The organism is Pontibacter ruber, from assembly GCF_023630205.1.
Classification (GTDB): domain Bacteria; phylum Bacteroidota; class Bacteroidia; order Cytophagales; family Hymenobacteraceae; genus Pontibacter; species Pontibacter ruber.
This window is the reverse complement of record NZ_JALPRR010000003.1, coordinates 942,381-959,247: the sequence shown is the minus strand read 5'-3', so window position 1 is coordinate 959,247 and position 16,867 is coordinate 942,381. Positions and strand designations below refer to the sequence as shown.

Genomic DNA, 16,867 nt, shown 5'->3' with positions numbered 1-16,867 from the left:
TATAGAGATTTTGTTGTGGTTTGGAGTGAGCGCTTCAGAAATGAGGGAAGGGCTTGTACTTGGGTATACTAGATGTAATAAGGAGATATGAGCAAGGGTAAAGAAAGTATAACTTACTAAAGACTAATTATAGTTAATTAGCTATATTTGATAAAGCAAGTAATTTTTGTCCTGTTAAGGGCGCTAAACCTCCATACATAGTGCAGATAGTAGGAGTAGGTACTCCTGCTAGATAGTTGTTAAGTGTGATAGAAATCAAAGATGAAGGACAACCAAATTAGTCTTGATGAGTTAGAGTCATGGTTTTCCGATGTATGGCATATCATAGTCGATATTCACATTTCCATTAATAATATGGAAAGAATACGGGTTGATAAATACGAGTTTGAAGAGCCGATCAAAAGGCATGGGTTCTTTCAGCACCATTGGTACCAGTTAAAATTTATCGCAATAATCCAGTTCTACAAGCTAATAAAGGACACTGAAGAGAGAAGCTTTACTAAAATCTGCAACAGGCTAATCAACAATAAATACACACCTGACTTAAAGAATCATTTAAGAATACTATCAGAAACATCTACTTTGGTTTGTAAGGACAGAGCTGAATTAAAGTCCTTTGTTAGCCAACTGAAAGCCTCATTTGAAGATAAAGCTGAATTGATAAGTAGGGTAATCGATCTTAGGAATAACATCTATGCTCATCAAGGTAAAGATAACAGGGCAAAAGCTGTAACCTTGGCTGAACTAAAGGAGCTGTGTGATTTTCTTACTAGTGCATTTAACGATTTTTGGCTTAAAACCTTTTTTCCAATCAACTTATATTACGGCCGAAGACTGGAATATAGATTTCGTTTGCTCTGAATCAGAGAAATGGGATGAAAAGGAGAGAATAAGAAAAATTACCAAAACCTAACACGGTACAGGCTTTAAGCTACAGCTACGCCTTGCTCACAGCCTGTACGAGCCATTCTGCACCTTCTTATAACCCCTTCTAACCATAAGTCTTTATGCCAATCAGGAAACTTCACTACACCTCGGGAGTGATCATTATGGTATTTGTTGGGCTTCATTTATTCAATCATGTATGGAGTGTATTTGGCATAGACAGACACATTGAAATGATGAATGCTTTACGACTTTTTTACCGCAAAATCTTCGTGGAGATGGTTTTGCTAGGGGCTATACTTGTGCAGATAACTTCAGGCCTGAAACTTTTTAAAGCAAACAGAAAAACAGCAACTGGTAACTTTGATAAACTTCAGGTTTGGACAGGACTTTACCTGGCAATCTTTTTTTTTATTCATGTAGGAGCGGTGCTTGTCGGAAGACTTTATCTAAACCTTGACACGAATTTTTATTTTGGAGTAGCAGGCTTAAATACATTTCCATTCCTGCTGTTCTTTATTCCATACTACGGATTTGCTATACTTTCCTTCTTCGGTCACATTGCTTCCATACACAGCAAAAAGATGCAGCAGGACATTTTGGGATTATCACCGAAGAGACAAGCAACAACCATTTTAGCTTTTGGAATTCTCTGTACCGTCCTGATATTTTATGGTCTAACAGATCATTTCCGGGGAGTTATAGTTCCGAAGGAATATGAGGTACTTATTGGAAAGTGAAAACCCTTATCCCGCAAGTTTAGCGTAAGCGCAAATTGTGGGTATACTTGAAGACAATTTGTAACTGGCGTGTAATTCAAGCTATACTATCGCCAGTTACAAAGTGGCAGCCATAACTTCCCACCAGTTCCCGCTTCGCTCAAACTGGCGGAATTCGGAGCAGGGAGAGTTTAAAGCAGTCTCAAAGGTTATTTTTGTGCGGGTGAAATGGAGTTTTTTAAAATTACGTATAAAAAAGACCGGCTTTAAAATATGATATTACTTCTGTTTTTAACAAAATTAACAGTAGCATAATTGCGAGATCGGGAAAAGAACTCCAGACTTAGCTTATTATGAACCAAATAATTAGGCTCACACTATAGGCGAACATTGACACATGATACTATAATATAAATGTGCAGAATTTGAGAGAGCAGCAGGTTTTCTTTTAGTACAGGTATAAAGTTGTTTGTACTCAATTATTTGCTCGAAATCAGTTACTCTAATATGCTTCCCTGATGATCAAGAGATAAATACTTACTCCTACCATGGCTTCTCTAATGTGCAAACGAATATCCAGATTATGAAAGACAACTCCATATTCTATGCTACAGATCTTTGGTTCATAATACTTCTGCTTTTCGTTATGTTGGTAGTAGCTACTTATGTAGGAATGCAGATAGGATTGATACGAAAACCATACGCTGCCGCTACCGATGAACATTCAGTAGTGATTGCCTCAGTGCTTGGTCTGCAGGGGTTACTTCTGGCATTCACTTTTGCCATGGCTGGTAGTCGTTTTGAAACCCGGCGACAAAGTATTTCGGATGAGAACAGTGGCATCCGGTCCGTTATTATGATGGCCGATCTCTACGAGCCGGCAGAGCGGCAGGAATTCCGAAAAGAAATCAAAGCGTATTTAGATACCCGAATTAAGTATTATGAAATGGATTTCAACCCCACGCTTTTGGCTGCCACTCGTGAAAAAAGCCGCCTGCATATCCTTACTATCTGGAAAAGGGCAGTGCGTCTCTCCCGTAACCCTGAAAACCAACTAGCCTCAGAGCAGATGATACCTGCGTTACATGAGATGCTGAAAGTACAGGAAGCCAGGCATACTGCCGTTAGGGACCGCGTGCCTGACCCAGTTGTGTATATGCTATTTAGCCTGTCGCTGGCTACAGCTTTTTTTGCAGGTTATTCCGGCATTGGCAGAAAAAAAAGAGATTGGCTGTCAATATTGATTTTTCATTTCCTGGTGGTGCTGGTTACCTATATTACACTGGATCTAGACAGGCCAAGAAGAGGCATAATAAAATTAAATGATATGCACAAAATGACTGTTGATCTTAGAAAATTTTATGAAGAGGCACGTTAAAAAATTCTTCAGAAAAGAAGGCTTTGCCGCCATTGGTGGTATGTCGCCGTTTATCGCCGTTGTTGGTGAAAACACCAACAACTAAAACCCATACTGCGAAAGCTGAGTGTTTATGGCGCGAGCGTCCTCGCTCGTGACTTGCTATAGGGTGGGCCTCTGGCCCAGTCAGATTGCAAATCCGACATAATAAAAAGTCACGGATCACAGATCCGCGCCAGCAAACAGTAGAATGAAACGTCCCTGCCTACTCCGGAGGTTAAGCTTTCGCTATAAGCCCACAAGATCCTTTCAGGATGACAATAAGAAAGAAACTACCTGACACAGCAAGGGCATTTGAAAAATAAGCGTAAGATATGTAGCAGCCTTTAAAAAACATCTTCTTCATAAACAAAACGGGGCGCCGTGCAAATGCACGGCGCCCCGTTTCTTTCTATACTTTATACTTCTTACAGCTTCTTCAGGCCTTTTGTATCCTGCTTGCTGCCTTCTTTTATACTTACGGCAACACCACCGCCTGGGGCAATCGGCTGCTTCAGTACGCTCTTAGAGTTTACCAGCACCTTGCGGATGGTATACTTCTGCGGGTTCTTGTTCCAGCTGGCATCACTTGCATCGGCGTAGATGGTAGCCACGTAGCTTTTGCCTTTTGGCAGGTAGTCGAAACGAACGGTTGCCGTACGGGCATTCTCATCGGTGATACCACCTACATACCATTCGTTCTTGCCTTTTGCTTTGCGGGCAATGGTTACATAATCGCCTGGCTCAGCTTCCTGCACCCAGGTATCATCCCAATCAATTGCTACGTCTTTAATAAACTGGAACGCATCAGGGAAGCGCTCGTAGTTCTCTGGCATGTCGGCAGCCATTTGCAGTGGGCTGTACATGGTTACGTAGTAAGCCAGCTGCTTCACCAGTGTTGTGTTCACGCGCTGGTTGTTGTCTTTGTTGTAGTAAGAAAGATCCGTCTGGAAAATGCCCGGTGTGTAGTCCATTGGGCCACCCATCAGTCTAGTGAACGGAAGTATAGTAGCGTGCTCCGGAGCAAGACCGCCCATCGCTTCAAACTCAGTCCCGCGGGCAGACTCCTGCGCAAACCAGTTCGGGTAGGTACGGTGCAAACCAGTAGGTCTTACCGCCTCGTGGCTGTTCACCCGGATCTGGTAATCGGCAGCTTTTTCAGCTACGCGGATGTAATGGTTTACCATCCACTGGCTGTCGTGGTGCTCCCCTCTCGGGATGATCTTGCCCACGTAACCTGTCTTAACAGAGTTGTAACCATTGTCTTTCATGAACTGGAAAGCATCATCCAGGCGGCGCTCGTAGTTGGTAGCCGAAGCTGAGGTTTCGTGGTGCATCATGATTTTCACCCCTTTATCAGCGGCATACTTCTGCAAACCTTTCACATCAAAATCTGGGTAAGGGGTTACGAAGTCGAACACTTCTTCTTTCCAGTTACCGAACCAGTCTTCCCAGCCAATGTTCCAGCCTTCAACTAAAACAGCATCAAAACCATGCTTGGCTGCAAAGTCGATGTGCTTCTTCACGTTCTCGGTAGTAGCACCGTGGCGACCGTTCGGCGTCAGCTTTGTGAAGTCGTCGGTCAGCTTAACGTTGGTCTCTTTGCCGTAAGCCCAGGTGCTTTTATTTGCCACAAAGTACTCCCACCACACACCGATATACTTCACCGGCTTTATCCACGAAACGTCTTTATACTTGGTAGGCTCGTTCAGGTTAAGGATAAGCTTCGACTCCAGTATGTCCGTAGCATCGTCGCTCACCACGATCGTTCTCCAGGGCGTATTGAAGTCTGTCTGCACATAGCCTTTGTTGCCCATGGCATCCGGTGTCAGGTGCGCGCTGAACTTAAAGGTTTTCGGGTCCACGTTCAGGTTCATGGCCGGATAGTTGATGAGTGCCGCCTCGTGAATGTTGATGTAAATCCCGTCAGAAGATTTCATCATAGATGGCGTCTGCACCGCTGTGTTTTTAATTGGCCACTGTGCGTGTACGTCTATTGTTGCCTTCTTCATCAGGCCCGGAATTTCAGAGATCTTAGAGGTAGTATAGGCATACTCGTTGGTGTCGTAGTCGCCCGGAATCCACCAGATCTTGTGGTCGCCAGCCAGGTTAAACTCGGTGTTCTCTTCCTTGATAACGAAGTAATTCAGCTCCTTCTGCTCCGGAAACTCATAACGGAAGCCAAGGCCATCGTTGAACAAACGGAAGCGGATCAGGATCTGGCGATCCTTCTGCTCTTTCTGGTTAAGCGTTACCAGCAGCTCGTTGTAGTTGTTACGGATGGTTTTCTGCTCGCCCACTATAGGCTCCCAGGTGTTGTTTACAGAAGCCTGCTCTGTTTTGGCAACCGTAAATCCTTCAGCCAGCGAAGCGGCGTCTTTCAGCTCCAGGCCCAGTTTACTTTCCTTAATAACCGGCTTTTTCTTGTAGGTAAGCTGGTAGGTCGGCACGCCATTCCCCTTCAGCTCGAACTTCATGGTAAGGTTCTTGTCCGGAGAAGTAATTACCTGCGCATTTACCAGGAAGGAAAACGTACAGAGAAACAGCACTAATTTTAATCTGCGCACCAGGCGCCTCGTAGAACCAGCTTTCCCAGCTGTGTAGCGTAAATTCATAAAATGATCAGATGGTTTTTAAAGACTAAAAAATCAATCAGGGTAAGACTACGTATTTAAGGAGGCAAAATACACAAAATATCGGTGTTTTTCTTTATTCGGATGTAGCCATGGCTTGCTGCTGTGTTGCTACTGCGCCTGATCATAGGTTAAAACACCTCCCCTGCTGTGCCGTATACTTTCACTATATCATTCAGAATTAAAGATTATGGATATCATACACGATGAAGCGGACCTGCGCTTTTATGCAAACACAGGCGAGGAACAGGCTGAACTGACGTATACTTACACTGAGGAAGGGGCTATGGATTTTGACCATACTTTTGTACCGGAATCGCACCGCGGACAGGGCATTGCAGATAAACTAGTGAAGACGGGGCTGGAACATGCCCGCGAAAAGAACTGTAAGGTCATACCTTCCTGCCCGGTTGTAGAGGCTTACGTAAGGCGTCATCCGGATTATCAGGATGTTTTAGGCTAATTTTATTTATTCAAAAAAACGCAACGGCTCCGATCTGCAACAGATCGGAGCCGTTCCTTTTCTGGTGCAACAGCAGCAATTTGGATAAAAATTATTTTAGTATACCTCTCCGTTTTCTCCTGCTTCAACCTGCTTTCCTTAAAATTCATACTTTTCAATGCATATACTTAAGACTTAATGCTTGCATATCAACATTTTACAATAATAATTCTCAGAGCTAAAACACACCCTATGGTGAAATTTTATAACTTTTTCGCATTATATAATACAAATATTTATTATATAAGTAACTTTTTATACTGTGCACGTATGTATTCTTAACGTGCTGAAGGATTCATAGAGCAAATTCAATATTTGTCTATATATATTTAATAATCAGGAGGAGGAGTTATGGGAAAGGTCAGAAATATCCTTGCGATAAAGGGAAATGCTGTATTTTCTGTTGAACCTGAAACTACTGTCTACAACGCACTGGAGCAGATGGTAGAGAAGAACCTTGGCGCGTTGCTGGTAGAGGATAAGGGCAAATTTGTCGGAATCTTTACCGAACGCGACTACGCCCGGAAAGTGATTCTGCGCGGAAAATCGTCCCGCGAAACGCAGATCCGGGAAATTATGAGCGAACACCCCGCCACCGTAACACCAGATACCACCATAGAAGATTGCATGAAGCTCATGACCAGCCGCTACATCCGGCATCTGCCCGTGATGGAAGAAGGCAAGCTGGTTGGCCTGATCTCGATCGGCGACGTGGTGAAGTATATTATTGACGAACAGAAATTTATCATCGAGAATCTCGAGCATTATATCACCGGTCACTGACAAAGTATAGCTTATACTTGGCGGTGTGTTTACTGACGCAAAGGCGTAGAAACAAAACTCTTTTGATCTCTGGAGGGGGATCTGCAATGGAGACATCTGCTGAAAACACAACGGTACTCTGGCCCCTGCTGGTGTACGCAGCCATTGTCCTGACACTGGTAGGCGCTATACTTGTGCTCTCGCACCTGCTGGGCGGGCGGCATAAGGAGCATGCTACCGAGGAACCCTATGAAGGAGGTATTGTGAGCACCGACACAGCCCGCCTCCGCTTCTCTAACCAATTTTATCTTGTTGCCATGCTTTTCGTCATTTTCGACGTTGAGACGGTTTTCATTGTTTCCTGGGCTATCGCTTTTAAAGAGCTGGGCTGGTACGGTTACTTTGGCGTGCTGGTGTTCATCGGTATTCTGGTGGCTGTGCTGGTATACGAGTGGCGCAACGGCGCATTGGATTTCGGGCCGGATGGCAAGAAGATACTACAGGCATACAAACGCCTAAAGCAAAGGCAGCCGGCAGCAGCATAAAACTGGGACAAAAGACATAAGACATAAAGACATAAGTCACCGAGTCCCAAAACACGAAACACGATAAACGAAATACGAATAACGATCAACGCCCATGAAATGGTGGCTTAGCAAACCCAACGAACCGGCAAATGCCGTGAAAGGCACCAGCTCTTTCGAAGAAACGGTGCAGCAAAGCATTATGCTTAGTACGGTGCAGGACCTGCTGGCCTGGGGCCGCAAGAACTCGATGTGGCCTTTCCACTTCGGCCTCTCCTGCTGCTTCGTGGAAATGGCCACCAGCATGACGCCCAAGTATGACGTAGCCCGTTTCGGTGCCGAAGTAATTCGTGGTACGCCGCGCGAGGCCGACGTGATGATCATTGCCGGTACGGTTTTTATTAAAATGGCCCCGATCATCAAGCGCCTCTACGAGCAGATGATGGAGCCACGCTGGGTGATCTCGATGGGTAGCTGCGCCAACTCCGGCGGCATGTACGACATTTATAGTGTAGTGCAGGGCGTGGATAAATTTCTGCCGGTGGATGTGTACGTACCGGGTTGTCCTCCAAGGCCCGATGCCTTTATGGAAGGCCTCATGCTGCTGGCAGATTCGGTAGGAAAAGAAAAGCGGCCGCTAAGCTGGACCATCGGCGAGCAGGGCATCATAAAACCGGAGAAAATAGCCGTGAAAGATCGCAAGCGCGAGCGCTGGGATGAGATGACCACGTTCCGCTCACCGGATGAAGTATGAAAGGACAAAAGACACAGGATAAAAGACTTAGACTTTACCTCTTACTATACTTTGTAAACTTCCTTCTTCTGTCATCCTGAAAGGAGCTTGAGGGAAGGGAGGTTAAGCTGAAGCTAAGAACTATAAAAAGTATAAACCTATGCCTAAGTATATCATTGAGCGAGAAATTTTGGGTGCAGGCAACTTAACTGCCGAGCAGTTAAAAGGTGTTTCACAGAAATCCTGCGGTGTGCTAACCAACCTGGGGCCACAGATACAGTGGGTACATAGCTATGTAACAGGCGACAAAGTGTACTGCATTTACAATGCTCCAAACGCAGAAATGATCCGGGAGCATGCCGCGCAGGTTGGTATACCTGCAAACGCTATCAATGAAGTAAAAGCCATTATTGATCCGGTTACGGCAGAGTAGCAGAAGTATAAACCGGAGCGGCAAAGTATAAAATCAGACTTTCAACAAATAGAGATAGAGAGCAGAGAGAGTACATGAAGGTATAAAAGTATTACGGGAACTAAGTATACCTGCACCACGGGTATGCCTATACTATCCAATTTATGGAAAAAGGCAGCGGCATTTTAGAGCAATTGCAGTCCAGGTTTGGTGACGCAAAGTTCACCACCCAAACTACCAAGGATGACATCCTCACCCTCTGGATACCTTTGAACCAGTCGCTGGAAATCCTGCGGTATCTGAAAACGGAGATCCCACAGCCCTTTCCCTTCCTCTATGACCTGACCGCCGTGGACGAACGAACCCGCAACCGGGCTACCAACCACGTACCGCAAGCCGACTTCACCATCGTTTACCACCTCTTTTCTTACGAGCGCAATGCATTTGTCAGGCTGAAAATCGGCTTGTTTGGTGAGCACCCGGAAGTGCCAAGTATAAGCGCACTGTGGGCCAATGCCAACTGGTACGAGCGCGAAGTATACGACCTGTTCGGCATCAAATTCACCGGCCATCCGCACCTGTCGCGCATCCTCATGCCGCGCACCTGGGAAGGCCACCCGCTCCGCAAAGAGCACCCGGCCCGCGCCACCGAAATGGGCCCGTTCCGACTTTGGGATGATAAGGTGGATAAATTGCAGGCAGATTTAAAATTCAATCCGGAAGAATGGGGACTGCAGCGCCACAGCGAAGACAGCGACTTTATGTTCATGAACCTGGGGCCACAGCACCCGGGCACGCACGGCGTACTCAGAATCATACTTCAGCTGGATGGCGAAGACATAGTAGACGCGGTACCGGATATCGGTTTCCACCATCGCGGTGCTGAGAAAATGGGCGAACGCCAGTCCTGGCACACCTACATCCCCTACACCGACCGCGTCGATTACCTGGGGGGCGTGATGAACAACCTGGCGTACCTGCTGGCTGTCGAGAAACTGGCAGGCATCGAAGTACCGGACCGGGTAAAGGTGATCCGCATTATGATGTGCGAGTTCTTCCGGATTGCCAGTCACCTGGTATGGTACGGCACCTTTGCCCAGGACATCGGTCAGCTCTCCCCTGTCTTTTACATGTTCACCGACCGCGAACGCATTTTCGAAATTGTGGAAGCCATCTGCGGCGGCCGCATGCACCCCAACTGGTTCCGGATCGGCGGCGTGTCGCAGGACCTGCCAAAGGGTTGGGAAACACTGGTGCAGAACTTCCTCAACTACTTCCCTAAGAGGCTGAAAGAATACGATGGCATGGTGATGAAGAACAGCATTTTCAAAGCCAGAACGGTCGGCATCGGCATCTTTACATTGGAGGAGGCCATTGAATGGGGCGTGACGGGGGCAAACCTCCGCGCCTGCGGTATGGAGTGGGACTTCCGCAAAAAGCGCCCTTACTCCGGCTACGACCAGTTTGAATTCGACATCCCAACTGCCACCAACGGCGACTGCTACGACCGTGCCGTGGTGCGCGTAGCCGAAATGCGACAGAGCCTGCGCATCATCGAGCAGTGCCTGAAGAACATGCCGGAAGGTCCTTACAAAGCCGATCACCCGCTCACCACACCTCCTATTAAGAAACATACCATGCACGATATCGAAACGCTGATCACACACTTCCTCAACGTGAGCTGGGGACCAGTGATACCAGCCGGAGAAGCCATGAGCTGCATCGAGGCAACCAAGGGAGCCAACAGCTACTACCTGACCAGCGATGGCAACACCTCGCCATACCGCGTCAGGATCCGCACTCCCTCGTTTCCGCACATGCAAATGCTGCCCTACATCAGCAAAGGCTATACCGTAGCCGACCTGCTGTCTATACTTGGCGCTATGGATTACGTGCTGGCAGATATTGACAGGTAGGAGTTCTGAGTCTTGAATTGAAAAAGGAATGAAAGAAGTAACGTCAACGGAGCTTAAGGAAATCGAGATAAACGGCATTGCCCTCTCCTACACAGAGCAGGGCGAGGGCGAGCCGATTATCCTGGTCCATGGCAACCTGAGTGATTACCGGATGTGGGAAGGACAAATAGGACCTTTTTCTGAGAAGCATCGGGTTATTTCCTACAGCAGACGTTACGCCTATCCGGCAAAGTCAACAGATGATAAGGCAGGTTATACAATTATTCCGCATGCAGATGATCTGGCAGCATTAATAAAGAAGTTAAATCTTGACCAGGTGCATCTGGTAGGCCATTCATTCGGTGCTTATACCGCATTGCTAACAGCTATCGAGCTTCCCGAACTGGTAAAAAGCCTTTGCCTGGCCGAACCTCCCGTTGCGTCTTTACTGGTAAATTCAGAAGAAGGGAATAGGCTTCTTTTTGAGTGGGAAACACAAACGATTCTGCCATCCGCCCAGGCTTTTGAAAGCGGCGATGACTTACAGGGAGTGAAGATTTTCCTGGATGGCATCATGGCCGACACCGGCTTCTATGATAAAATGCCGCCCGAAGTACAGCAGCAGATAAACGACAACATACAGGAGATGAAAGGGATCATCTGCTCTAAAATGATCTTTGAACTCTATCCCTTTATCACCTGCGCCGACATTAGAAAAGTGAGGGCACCTACTTTGGTAATTACTGCCGAAAAAAGTCTAAGACTTTTACATGTAATCGCAGATGAATTGAAAAAATGCCTGCCTCAGCCGGAAAGTGTCATGATCCCGAGCTCCTCGCATGAGATGGAACTGGATAATCCGCAGGCTTTGAATGAAGCTATACTTCGGTTTATCGCGAGACATAGTGCTCACTCATAATTTATAAATAAATAGAAATGCTAACGCAAGAGGAAATACACCAGATAGAACACGAGATCAGCCTGGTGCCGAGCAAAAAGGCTGCCTGCATTGAGGCGCTGAAGGTGGTGCAGCAGCACCGGGGCTGGGTATCGGATGAAGATCTGAAAGATACCGCCGTTCTGCTCGATATGTCACCGGACGAACTCGACAGTGTGGCCACCTTTTACAACCTCATTTTTCGCAGGCAGGTGGGCAGAAACGTGATCTTACTCTGCGACAGCATTAGCTGTTGGGTGATGGGTTACGAGGGATTGCGGGAGCACCTCATGCAGAAGCTAAGTATAAAGTATGGCGAAACCACACCGGATGGCCGCTTCACGCTACTGCCCAACGTGTGCCTCGGCACCTGCGACTGCGCCCCTGCCCTGATGGTCGGCAACGATCTCTACCAGAATGTAACACCCGAGCAATTAGACGACATCCTCAGCAAGTATAACTAAGCCCATGGAAAAGCCGCTGACCCAACATATTGTACCCGGCAGACCGCCACTCAGCCTGAAAGAGTATGAGCAGGTAGGCGGTTACCAATCGGTGCGCAAAGTGCTGAAAGAGATGACACCGGCCGAAGTACAAACGCTGGTGAAAGACTCGAACCTGCGCGGGCGCGGCGGTGCCGGCTTTAACACCGGCCTGAAGTGGAGCTTTGTGCCGATGGGCGATGACGTACCACGGCCAAAATACCTCGTAGCCAATGCAGATGAAATGGAGCCCGGCACCTTTAAAGACCGCCTCCTGCTCGAGGGCAACCCGCACCAGCTGATTGAAGGTATGATTGTAGCTTCGTATGCCATACAGGCCGATATATCCTATGTTTTTCTACGGTTCGCTTATAAACTGGCGGCACAGGAAATTACCAAAGCCATCAACGAAGCCTACGAAGCCGGCTATCTCGGCAAAAACATACTTGGCTCCGGCTATAGCCTGGAAATGCACCTGCATACCGGCGTCGGGCGCTACATGTGCGGCGAAGAAACAGCCCTGCTTAATGCACTGGAAGGCAAACGCGCTAACCCACGCGCCAAGCCACCCTTCCCGCAAGTAAGCGGCCTCTACGGCAAACCTACTATAGTTAACAACGTGGAAACCCTCTGCTGCCTGCCCCACATCGTGAACAACGGAGCCGAATGGTTTAAAGGATTGAGCAGGAATAAATCTGAGGATGCAGGCACCAAACTTTATGGTGTAAGCGGCAAAGTAAACAAACCCGGCTGCTGGGAATTACCTATGGGTGTAACCGTGCGCGAGTTGCTGGAAGAGTATGCCGGCGGTATGAAGAACGGCTATAAATTCCGGGGAGCATTACCGGGCGGCGCTTCCACCGACTTTCTGGTGGAAGAACACTTAGACGTTAAGATGGACTATAATTCGGTTGCCGCAGTCGGCAGCCGCATGGGCACGGGCACCATGATCGTCTTAGATGATCAGACCTGTCCCGTAGGATTTGTGCAGAACCTGCAGCACTTCTTCGCACAGGAGTCCTGCGGATTCTGCACCCCCTGCCGCGAAGGTTTGCCCTGGGTCGAGAAAGTACTCGGCTCCATCGACAACGGCACCGGCAAGCAAACCGACCTAAACATCCTGGATTTCCACACCAAATACCTTGGCCCCGGCAACACGTTTTGTGCCTTGGCACCCGGCGCCATGGAACCACTGCAGAGCGCTCTGAAATATTTCAGAGAGGATTTTGAACGGCATATACACGAACAACGATGTCCCTGGAGGTCTTAGATGGTAACCATATTCATAGACAATGTACCCTACGAGGTAAAGCCGGGCAAGAATCTGCTGGAAGCTTGCCTTACCCTCGGCATGAACCTGCCCTACTTTTGCTGGCACCCTGCCATGGGCTCGGTAGGCGCCTGCCGCCAGTGTGCCGTCAAGGTGTTTAAAGACGAAGCAGACACCAAGGGCAAGCTGACCATGTCGTGTATGGAACCAGTACGCGATGGCATGCGGCTGTCCATCAACGAGGCAGACGCTGTGGAGTTCAGAGGTCACATCATCGAATGGCTGATGACAAATCACCCGCACGATTGTGCCGTATGCGACGAGGGCGGCTCGTGCCACCTGCAGGACATGACCGTGATGACGGGCCACAACTATCGCCGTTACGAGTACCAGAAGCGTACGTACCGCAACCAGTACCTGGGCCCCTTCCTGAACCACGAAATGAACCGCTGCATACAGTGCTACCGCTGTGTGCGCTTTTATAAAGACTATGCCGGCGGTAACGATCTGGATGTGTTCGCCGCCCATAACCACATCTACTTTGGCCGGAGCGAAGACGGCGTGCTGGAAAGCGAGTTCAGCGGCAACCTGGCCGAAGTATGCCCAACGGGTGTGTTCACAGACAAAACCCTGAAACAACATTATACCCGCAAATGGGACCTAACCATGGCGCCTTCTGTTTGCCACCACTGCAGCGTTGGGTGTAACATAACAGCTGGCGAGCGCTACGGCACCCTGCGTAACATCGTGAACCGCTACAACGGCGAAGTCAACGGCTATTTCCTCTGCGACCGCGGTCGCTTTGGCTATGAATTTGTCAACAACCCGGGCCGTGTCAGAAAAGCGTTAGTAAGAAGCCAGTTGCCGGAAGCAGTAACACCTGTTACCGCCGTACAGGAAGCGGTAGCTATACTTAGAACGGGTCGCGCGATCGGTATTGGCTCGCCGCGCGCTTCACTCGAATCAAACTATGCATTAAGAACTCTGGTAGGCGAGGAGAACTTTCACCACGGTATAGCTGATAACGACCACGACTTGGCCTGCCTGGTGCTGAAAATATTGAAAGAAGGACCAGCCAGAACATTCTCCTTAAAAGAGATCGAAACTGCCGACGCTGTATTTATTCTTGGCGAAGACCTCACCAACACCGCTCCTATGCTGGCACTGGCGGTACGGCAGTCTATAAGACAGCAGCCCTTGCAGCAGGTGGCCCAGGCTAAAATTCCGCTGTGGCAGGACGCAGCCGCCCGCGAACTGATACAGGACCAGAAAGGACCGCTGTTCATCGCCACCTTCACTGATACCAAACTCGATGAAGTCGCCACGGCTACTTATCATGCCTCGCCCGACACCATTGCCCGTTTAGGCTTTGCCGTAGCCCACTACCTCAGCGACTCCGCTCCGGAAATGACCGACCTGACCGAAGACGAACAGGTACTGGCGCAGCAGATTGCTATGGCCTTACGATCGGCTAAAAAACCATTGGTGATCTCCGGTTGCTCCAGCGGCAGCGAAGCTATACTTAAAGCAGCTGCCAATGTGGCTACGGCTTTATTTGAGCAGAATCCGGCAACCGGCATTTCGCTTACCGTACCGGAATGCAACAGCATGGGCCTGGCCATGATGGGCGGCCACAAGATGGACTCAGCTTTCGAGGCAGTACAGAACGGTTACGCTGATACGGTTATCATACTTGAAAATGATATCTACCGCCACGCCTGCAAAACCAAGGTTGATGAGTTTCTGAACTCCGCTAAACAGGTACTTGTACTCGACCATACCCATACTGCTAACACCGAAAAAGCAGCCATACTTTTACCGGCCGGCACTTTTGCCGAAGCAGACGGCACGCTGGTGAACCACGAAGGACGTGCGCAGCGCTTCTACCAGGTATACCCTACCCCGGAAGACATAGAGGAAAGCTGGCGCTGGCTTACTGATCTAGGTACTGTTATGGCACATCCGCAGATGAGCAACTGGCATAACATCGATGACATCAAACAGGCGATGGCGCAGGAACTGGTGCAGTTTAGAGGGGTGGAAGCCATCACGCCTCCTGCTAACTTCAGAGTGGCCGGTCAGAAAATAGCCCGTGAGTCGCACCGCTTCAGCGGCCGTACGGCCATGTTCGCCAACCAGAGCGTGCACGAGCCCAAACCTCCGGAAGATCCGGATTCGCCGCTGAGTTATACTATGGAAGGCTTCCACGGGGAGGCACCTGCACCGGTGAATCCATTCTTCTGGTACCCGGGCTGGAACTCGGCACAGTCGGTGAACAAGTACCAGGAAGAAGTGGGCGGACACCTGCATCACGGCGACCCGGGCCTGCGCCTGATCGAGCCGCCGAAAGAAAGTAAAATTCATTACTTCACGGTAATTCCCGAGCATTTCCAGCCGATTCGGAACCACCTGTACATGCTGCCGCTCTACCACATTTTTGGCTCGGAAGAGCAGAGCGCACAGGCGCCGGCCATTGCCCAACGAATACCAGAGCCATATGTGGCCCTGAGCCGTGCCGACGCTATGGAACTGGACAAGCAGGAAGGCCAGGTACTCACCTTCAGCATAGAAGGCATCGTGTATCAGTTGCAGGTACGCATTGATGATAACCTGACAAAAGGAACTGCCGGCTTGCCGAAAGGTTTGGCCGGGGTGCCGTTCGCAGAAATGCCCGCTTGGGCCATACTTAACAAGGAGGAACCATCATGGAAGAATCAGCCCCAAATTATCTCCTGATTATCGGAGGCGTGCTGTTCGTGCTGCTCAACGTGGCAGCCGGCATGATCTGGGTCGAGCGTCGCATGCTGGCGCTGTGGCAGGACCGCTACGGCCCTAACCGCGCCGGCCCCTTTGGTCTGTTCATCGTGGTAGCCGACTCACTCAAGCTCTTTTTTAAGGAAGATTGGATACCCCCTTTTGCCGATAAAATAGTGTTTGTACTGGCGCCTACCATCGTGCTGATCTCGGTGCTGATGAGCTTTGTGGTTATACCGTTTGCCCCGGGCATAATCGTGGTTGACCTTAACATTGGCGTGCTTTTCTTCCTGGCCATGTCGTCGATGGGTGCTTATAGTATCATATTGGGTGGCTGGGCTTCTAACAACAAGTATAGTTTGCTGGGTGCCATGCGCGGTGCAGCGCAGATGATCTCTTACGAAGTGTTCATGGGCCTGGCACTGATGGGCGTGGTGCTGCTAAGCGGTTCTTTCAGCTTGGTGGATATCGTGGAGTCGCAGCGGGGGCTGTGGTTTTTTATTCCGCAGATCATCGGCTTTGTGATCTTCTTCATCGCCGGCGTAGCCGAAACGCACCGCCTGCCCTTCGACATACCGGAAGCAGAAAGTGAGCTGATAGCGGGTTTCCACTCCGAGTACTCCGGCATGAAGTTCGGCATGTTCTTCATCGGGGAGTACCTGGGCATAACGCTCATTTCCTGTATGGTGGTGACTTTATACTTCGGCGGCTGGCTCGGCCCGGACTTCCTCCCGCCGATCGTATGGTTCATTCTTAAAGTAGGCGCTTTCCTGATGATCTTCATCCTGCTGCGCGCCTCCTTACCACGCCCCCGCTACGACCAACTGATGGAGTACGGCTGGAAGATCCTGCTGCCGCTCACCCTGGTAAACCTGATGGTAACGGCAGCAATTGTGCTGATGAATGAGTAACTCAGATTGTCATTTCGAGCAGAGCGAGAAATCTGACACAGGTATAGCTTGA

Annotated in this window: 15 protein-coding genes; 14 read left to right on the top strand and 1 reads right to left on the bottom strand. The window is 49.1% G+C overall.

What is annotated here, in order from left to right; translation table 11 throughout:
• Positions 1-261: 261 nt before the first annotated feature.
• The 3 genes from MJ611_RS15905 (at position 262) to MJ611_RS15895 (ending at position 2,982) form a co-directional block, all read left to right on the top strand.
• Positions 262-861, top strand: a complete 600-nt coding sequence (locus tag MJ611_RS15905) for a hypothetical protein (RefSeq protein ID WP_250431115.1) — start codon at positions 262-264, stop codon at positions 859-861.
• A 146-nt stretch (positions 862-1,007) separates the two neighbouring features.
• Positions 1,008-1,625, top strand: a complete 618-nt coding sequence (locus tag MJ611_RS15900) for a hypothetical protein (RefSeq protein WP_250431113.1) — start codon at positions 1,008-1,010, stop codon at positions 1,623-1,625.
• A gap of 562 nt (positions 1,626-2,187) precedes the next feature.
• Complete coding sequence (locus tag MJ611_RS15895) at positions 2,188-2,982, top strand: bestrophin-like domain (protein ID WP_250431111.1); 795 nt, start codon at positions 2,188-2,190, stop codon at positions 2,980-2,982.
• Positions 2,983-3,428: 446 nt separating this feature from the next.
• On the opposite strand, the gene MJ611_RS15890 is transcribed toward MJ611_RS15895, so the two are convergent.
• Positions 3,429-5,615: a glycoside hydrolase family 97 protein gene (locus MJ611_RS15890; protein WP_250431109.1), complete on the bottom strand. Its 2,187-nt coding sequence runs from the start codon at positions 5,613-5,615 to the stop codon at positions 3,429-3,431.
• A 208-nt stretch (positions 5,616-5,823) separates the two neighbouring features.
• Between MJ611_RS15890 and MJ611_RS15885 the strand changes: the two genes are divergently transcribed.
• The 11 genes from MJ611_RS15885 (at position 5,824) to nuoH (ending at position 16,815) form a co-directional block, all read left to right on the top strand.
• Complete coding sequence (locus MJ611_RS15885) at positions 5,824-6,096, top strand: GNAT family N-acetyltransferase (protein ID WP_250431107.1); 273 nt, start codon at positions 5,824-5,826, stop codon at positions 6,094-6,096.
• A gap of 390 nt (positions 6,097-6,486) precedes the next feature.
• Entirely contained in the window at positions 6,487-6,918 is a 432-nt protein-coding gene (locus tag MJ611_RS15880) for a CBS domain-containing protein (protein ID WP_250431104.1), read from the top strand.
• An 86-nt stretch (positions 6,919-7,004) separates the two neighbouring features.
• Positions 7,005-7,442, top strand: a complete 438-nt coding sequence (locus MJ611_RS15875) for an NADH-quinone oxidoreductase subunit A (RefSeq protein WP_250431102.1) — start codon at positions 7,005-7,007, stop codon at positions 7,440-7,442.
• A 94-nt stretch (positions 7,443-7,536) separates the two neighbouring features.
• Complete coding sequence (locus tag MJ611_RS15870; protein ID WP_250431100.1) at positions 7,537-8,175, top strand: NADH-quinone oxidoreductase subunit B; 639 nt, start codon at positions 7,537-7,539, stop codon at positions 8,173-8,175.
• Between the two features lie 139 nt (positions 8,176-8,314).
• Positions 8,315-8,587 (top strand): DUF4242 domain-containing protein, encoded by a 273-nt coding sequence (locus tag MJ611_RS15865; protein ID WP_250431098.1) that lies wholly within the window; start codon positions 8,315-8,317, stop codon positions 8,585-8,587.
• 143 nt (positions 8,588-8,730) lie between these two features.
• Positions 8,731-10,482, top strand: coding sequence for an NADH-quinone oxidoreductase subunit C/D (gene nuoC / locus MJ611_RS15860; protein ID WP_250431097.1), 1,752 nt, complete (start codon positions 8,731-8,733; stop codon positions 10,480-10,482).
• A gap of 28 nt (positions 10,483-10,510) precedes the next feature.
• Complete coding sequence (locus MJ611_RS15855; protein ID WP_250431095.1) at positions 10,511-11,380, top strand: alpha/beta fold hydrolase; 870 nt, start codon at positions 10,511-10,513, stop codon at positions 11,378-11,380.
• Positions 11,381-11,397: 17 nt separating this feature from the next.
• The gene (gene nuoE / locus MJ611_RS15850; protein ID WP_250431093.1) at positions 11,398-11,862 is read left to right on the top strand and encodes an NADH-quinone oxidoreductase subunit NuoE; all 465 of its coding nucleotides are present in this window, start codon (positions 11,398-11,400) and stop codon (positions 11,860-11,862) included.
• Between the two features lie 4 nt (positions 11,863-11,866).
• Complete coding sequence (nuoF, locus tag MJ611_RS15845) at positions 11,867-13,150, top strand: NADH-quinone oxidoreductase subunit NuoF (protein WP_250431091.1); 1,284 nt, start codon at positions 11,867-11,869, stop codon at positions 13,148-13,150.
• The gene (gene nuoG / locus MJ611_RS15840; RefSeq protein WP_250431089.1) at positions 13,151-15,886 is read left to right on the top strand and encodes an NADH-quinone oxidoreductase subunit NuoG; all 2,736 of its coding nucleotides are present in this window, start codon (positions 13,151-13,153) and stop codon (positions 15,884-15,886) included.
• Positions 15,856-16,815, top strand: a complete 960-nt coding sequence (gene nuoH, locus MJ611_RS15835; protein ID WP_250431087.1) for an NADH-quinone oxidoreductase subunit NuoH — start codon at positions 15,856-15,858, stop codon at positions 16,813-16,815. The genes nuoG and nuoH overlap by 31 nt, the downstream gene beginning before the upstream one ends.
• The last annotated feature ends 52 nt before the right edge of the window (positions 16,816-16,867 follow it).